Here is a 5,484-nt window from a genome sequence, read left to right as displayed (position 1 = left end):
AGATTTGAGCAGCTTGGGCTAAAGCATTGGTTTCCCCAGTCAATATTACAGTTCCCGATGATTCGGGCAATGGATAAACTCGGAAAGTTACTTGAGAAATGATTCCCAAGGTGCCGTAAGCACCGGTCAACAGTTTCATCAAGTCGTAACCGGCGACATTTTTAACAACTCGACCGCCAGCTACGGCAATTTTACCGTCCGATCGCACAAAAGTGATTCCCAACAGCAAATCGCGCACGCCCCGATAGCGGTGCCGCAGAGAACCCGCACCAGCAGTAGCGACAATGCCGCCCAGAGTTGCCTGCTGCGGATATGCTGGATCGATCGGCAAAAATTGACCTGATTTACCTAAAATTTCCTGCAAATCCGCAAACTTCATCCCCGCTTCCGCAGTCACGGTTAAATCGCCCACAGCGTGTTCTACAAGGCGATTCAGGCGCGCCGTACTGACAGCCGCGATCCCCCCTGCATCAGGAGATCCCCCTAAATCCCCCTTAAAAAGGGGGACTTTGACAACATCTTGCTCCCCCCTTGTTAAGGGGGGCTGGGGGGGATCCGGATCTAATTTAACTAAACCGCCCCAATCGAGTTTGCTGCCGCTCCCTGCCGGCAAGACGGCCCAGCGATTTCGCCGAGCACAAGCAATAACGGCAGCGAGTTCTGCCTGAGTATGGGGGTAAACAGTGCAGTCTATTGAAGTACCGGGGGCGACAGCTTTTTCTACCCGATTTTGCCAAACCGCCTCTGTGTCTTGCCACAAACAGATGGCAGCAGTGCCGACAATATTTTCTAATTCTTGTGTGGTAACGTAATTTTCGGTAGAGAAAGATTTCATCAAGGTTATCAAACGCCCGGTAAAAAAATAATTACAGCACTGCCTAAAACCATTAAATATTAATACGGGCCAGATATTCAAAACATGAACCAACAAATGTCTCAAAAACGACTTTCTGTAGGAATTACCGGTCTCAACGAAGTGATTGACGGCGGGCTGATTGCTCAGCGCTCTTATCTGGTGCGGGGCGGCCCGGGCACCGGCAAGACTACGCTGGGCTGGCACTTTTTGACCGCAGGTATTGCTTTGGGTGAAAAGCCCCTGTTTATTACTTTAGGAGAACCGGAAGCGCAATTGCGCGCCAATGCCGAAAATCTCGGTTTTGATATCGAATCGGTGGCTTTCCTCGATTTGAGCCCCTCCTCCGAATTTTTTACAGAAGTTCAAACCTATGACATTTTCTCCCCGTCGGAGGTAGAGCGAGAACCCACTACACAAAAGATTATCGATCGAGTCCAAGCTGTCAAGCCTACTCGGGTATTTTTGGATGCGATTACTCAATTTCGCTATTTAGCTGCGGATGAGTTTCAGTTTCGCAAGCAAGTTTTGTCTTTTCTGCGGTTTTTGGTGGAAGGGGGGGCGACGGTGGTGTTCACCTCAGAATGCACGTCAAGTGCTCCCGACGACGATTTGCAATTCATCAGCGACGGAGTAATTTATTTGGAATTGCTGACTGAAGGGCGCACTTTGTCTGTCACCAAGCTGCGCGGTTCCAACTTCCGCAACGGCCGCCATTCGCTGCGCCTGACTCAGACTGGTATGGAGGTATTTCCGCGACTGCTTCCGGACAGCTATCAACAGGATTTTGTGGCTGAACCGATTTCTGCTGGGGTTCCTGAAATGGACGAACTTTTGCACGGGGGATTGGAACGGGGGACTGTGACGGTGATTACCGGGCCTAGCGGTGCGGGTAAAACGACGGTGGGAATTCAGTTTATGAAGGAGGCGGCGGGAAGGGGGGAACGATCGGTAGTTTACATTTTTGAGGAGTCAATGTCTACTCTGCTGCACCGCTGCGAATCAGTTAACATCCCGGTTGGCGCGATGATGGCGCAGGGAAGTCTTTCGGTGATACCCGTGGAACCTTTACTCTACTCGCCGGATCAGTTTGCCTGTATGGTACGCCGAGAAGTGGAGCAGGAAAAGACGCGGATTGTGATGATTGACAGTGTTTCTGGCTATCAACTTTCGATGCGGGGGCAAGATTTGGTGAACAATTTGCACGCTTTGTGCAAGTATCTCAAGAATATGGGAGTGACGGTGATTTTGATTAATGAGGTAGAAGGGATTGGTGGAGATTTTCGGATGACCGAGATCGGGATTAGCTATTTGGCGGATAATATTCTGTTGATCCGCTATCTGGAACGCCAACTGCATAATAGAACAGAAATCCGCAAGGCGATCGGAGTAATTAAAAAACGAGTCAGCGATTTCGAGAAAACTCTGCGAGAACTCGATATTACTCGCTACGGCATCAAAGTCAGCAAGCCGATACGGGGGCTGCGCGGGATTTTGGGTTCCGCGCCGGTGTGGGTTGAGGGGGAAGTGGAGGAAGAGTGAATCGGGGTTCTGGATCGATCTGTGTTTAAAGGACGGGGTTTTTACCCAATCTCTAGATTAAATCTCCTACGGCATCAGCCTTATTCCGAGGAAGCTGACAGATGACTGGCAATTCAATAATTTTAGCAGTTGACCGCAATCAGCGAAACTTGGAGCTTTTGGCACAATTTCTTAACAATGAAGGATACCAGATGCTCGCGGCTTCTAGCTTGGAAGATGTGGCGCGAGCGATCGGTCAGCCTGCTAAAATCGGGATGGCTTTAGTAGATATTTCTGGTTTCGATCGCCGGATTTGGGACTGCTGCGAACAACTGCGAAATCATCAAATCCCTTTTCTGATACTTTCGTCCAAACAAAGCGCTGCCATTGGGCACGAAAGCTTGTGCCGCGGTGCTCGGAGTATATTGGTAAAACCTTTGATCGTTAGAGATTTGCTGTCCGTTGTTCACAGCTTGCTAGGAGAATCTGCGTGAGTCGAATTTTATTGCTTGTAGAACAGAAGGAAAATCGCCGCTTGTTATTAGAATGGCTGGCAGTTTACTATGAAATATTGCTGCCAAACTCAAAAGAAAATATTGAAGATTTTTTAGGGTTAAATCAATCTTTTGATTTGGGGATAATTGATGGTCAGGCACTGAAAAATCACTGGCAATGGGTGGCCGCCCAAAAACAGGCAGAATACCCCCTATGTTTGCCTTTTCTTTTAATTACATCTCGCTCGGATGTAAAGATGGCAACGCAATTTATTTGGCAAACTATTGACGATCTAATTATTGCTCCGGTCGAGAAGATAGAATTGCAAGCGCGGGTGGAAATTTTGCTGCGATCGCGCCAGTTGTCTTTAACTCTCAAATTGTCTCACGATCAACTCGATCGCACTCTGCAAACAGCGAAAGAACTCAACGAGATGAAAACATCTTTGCTGTACATGATCGCCCACGACGTTCGCAATCCTTTGAACTTCATCCTCGGTACTACGCAAGTTCTTACTCAGTACAAATCGAAATTATCAGATGAGAGAAAGCAAGAACTGCTAGACAAAACTCAAGCAGCAGCCAAAAGCATCGATCGGCTATTAGATGACGTTTTGCTGCTGGGCAAAGCTGAGTCGGGAAAAATGGCGTTTTGCTTGCTACCGCTAGACTTAACAAAGTTTTGTGATGAGTTGGTAGCGGAATTTCAGAGCAGCCTGAAGTTGAAACCTCAAAATGATGCGGTGACGCTGGTTTTTGTGAATCACAGTCAACCGGCGATGGCTGATTTGGAGGCGAGTTTGGTGCGGCGGATTCTCAGCAATTTGCTGTCAAATGCTATTAAATATTCTCCTCCTAATAGTCAAGTTGTTTTTGAAATAAAAGTTACTGAAAGAGAGGTGATTTTTTCGGTACAAGATGCCGGAATTGGCATACCTTTGGCAGACCAAGAACGGCTGTTTGATTCGTTTTACCGGGCGACAAATGTTGGTATAATTCCTGGTACTGGACTGGGGCTGAGTATTGTTAAAAAATGCGTGGACTTGCACGGCGGCGAAATTGTGTTGAGCAGTGAAGAGGGTGTCGGGAGTACGTTTACGGTAAGGCTGCCGATCGCAAAAATTGAAGAAGAGTAGATGATTCGGCGGTTGAAACCGCCAGAAAGCAACTAATAACTGACAACTAACAAGTAGATGATTCGGCGGTTGAAACCGCGTCTACACAAACGATGTCGGCCGGAGGCCACTGGTTCGTAAAGAAGATACAAAACCCGGATTTGCTATAACAACTAGCAACTAGCAACTGACAACTGACAACTAATACTAAATCTAGGTAACATACCCCTTTTATGATGGAACCGCGAAGACGCTAAGGATCGAAAACTTAATAACTTAAACACCTCCTACAGTCTTCTCTCTTGTAAGTTGCAAGAAAGAAGGAGGCAGAGCCTCGCCTATCTGCATTACCAGGCAGAGCCTGGTAACGAGCAAAGAAGGAGGCAGAGCCTCGCCTATCTGCATTACCAGGCAGAGCCTGGTAACGAGCAATTCAATGCGCGACAGCTTACCGTATTGTGTGACTGGAATCAAAGTTCTACGGGAGCAACGGCGCTCAATAATTCTTCTAGAATAAACCGCAGTAAAGATTGAGTTGCTAATATTAAACCCAATCGTGCTTGGGCGAGTTTTGGTGTTTCTGTTTTGACTTCGCCCCAAATCCGACATTGGCTGTAAAAAGTCTGAAATGCTTGGCTCAAATTATTAGCTATTTTTAGATAATTGACTGGTTTTTCTTGGGTGCAATTCCCAAACACCGGAGATAAATTGTCTAGCACTGTTATTAGTTGCGAAATTAAAATACGATCGCCCGGATGTACTAACCGCAGTTGCTGGCTGCTGTTGAGCCAGGGTATGGGATTTGGCTGCGCCAGCGACCAAATTTGCGGTGCTGTACGGACATCGGGCTGTGCGATCGAAATTAGGCGATCGCGGTGGGCCATTCGCAGCAGGGAACAGCAGCGCGCGTGGCTGTATTGAATGGGAAACAGCCGATCGCCTGACACCGCAGGAGATAATATGCGAGATTCGGGATCGGGCAGGGAATTTTGAGCTAAACGCTGCAACCAGAGGGCTAAACCTGCATCAGTCAGCTCCAGCTCAATTATGCCCCCCGGTGCGACTTTAACGGCAAAATCTGGCTCGCACAGCGGTTTGAGAGTTTCGACCAACTCGGCGGCGATCGCCTGCGGTGTCTGTTGCCGAGTTTTAGCCAATTTCAGGGCGATCGCAGAGACGTACAGCACCCCGGCGCTATCTTTACCCCGATTTAACGGAATTTGTGCCAGTGTGTCCTGTTGGGCGATCGCGCCGCGGAACTGAGAGAGCAAAAAACACTTCACTGTAACTTCGGGGCACTGCTCCATATTTGATGTATCCATATTGGCCCATCATTAGGTAAAAGTGACTATCTGAGTGTTACCGCTGGCGCTGTCGCTGTACGTTAAACTGCCGATCTCACAGATGGGCGATCGGCTCGCCGGGACGGCCTACATCGAATTAATCACCGTTTGAGCGATTTTTGGGGTGCATATACAATAATTTACGAGAAACTCTTTGC

5 protein-coding genes are annotated in these 5,484 nt (G+C 48.1%); 3 read left to right on the top strand and 2 right to left on the bottom strand.

Annotated features, from left to right (window positions below; translation table 11 throughout):
* A partial coding sequence (locus WBA89_RS23865; protein WP_424409934.1) for an FAD-binding oxidoreductase occupies positions 1-835 on the bottom strand: 835 nt, incomplete at its 3' end.
* 84 nt (positions 836-919) lie between these two features.
* Between WBA89_RS23865 and WBA89_RS23860 the strand changes: the two genes are divergently transcribed.
* From WBA89_RS23860 to WBA89_RS23850, 3 genes are all read left to right on the top strand, one after another.
* On the top strand, positions 920-2,395 hold the full coding sequence (locus WBA89_RS23860) for an ATPase domain-containing protein (RefSeq protein WP_424409933.1): 1,476 nt from the start codon (positions 920-922) through the stop codon (positions 2,393-2,395).
* Between the two features lie 101 nt (positions 2,396-2,496).
* A complete protein-coding gene (locus WBA89_RS23855; RefSeq protein ID WP_424409931.1) occupies positions 2,497-2,868 on the top strand; it encodes a response regulator in 372 nt (123 codons plus the stop codon).
* On the top strand, positions 2,865-4,004 hold the full coding sequence (locus WBA89_RS23850; RefSeq protein ID WP_424409930.1) for an ATP-binding protein: 1,140 nt from the start codon (positions 2,865-2,867) through the stop codon (positions 4,002-4,004). The genes WBA89_RS23855 and WBA89_RS23850 overlap by 4 nt, the downstream gene beginning before the upstream one ends.
* Positions 4,005-4,453: 449 nt before the next feature.
* Here WBA89_RS23850 and WBA89_RS23845 read toward each other — a convergent pair whose 3' ends face one another.
* Positions 4,454-5,290, bottom strand: coding sequence for a DALR anticodon-binding domain-containing protein (locus WBA89_RS23845; RefSeq protein WP_424409928.1), 837 nt, complete (start codon positions 5,288-5,290; stop codon positions 4,454-4,456).
* Positions 5,291-5,484: the final 194 nt, after the last annotated feature.

The organism is Microcoleus sp. (genome assembly GCF_049646505.1).
Classification (GTDB): domain Bacteria; phylum Cyanobacteriota; class Cyanobacteriia; order Cyanobacteriales; family Microcoleaceae; genus Microcoleus.
Note: the sequence above shows the minus strand (reverse complement) of the source record. Positions and strands in the feature narration are given on the sequence as shown.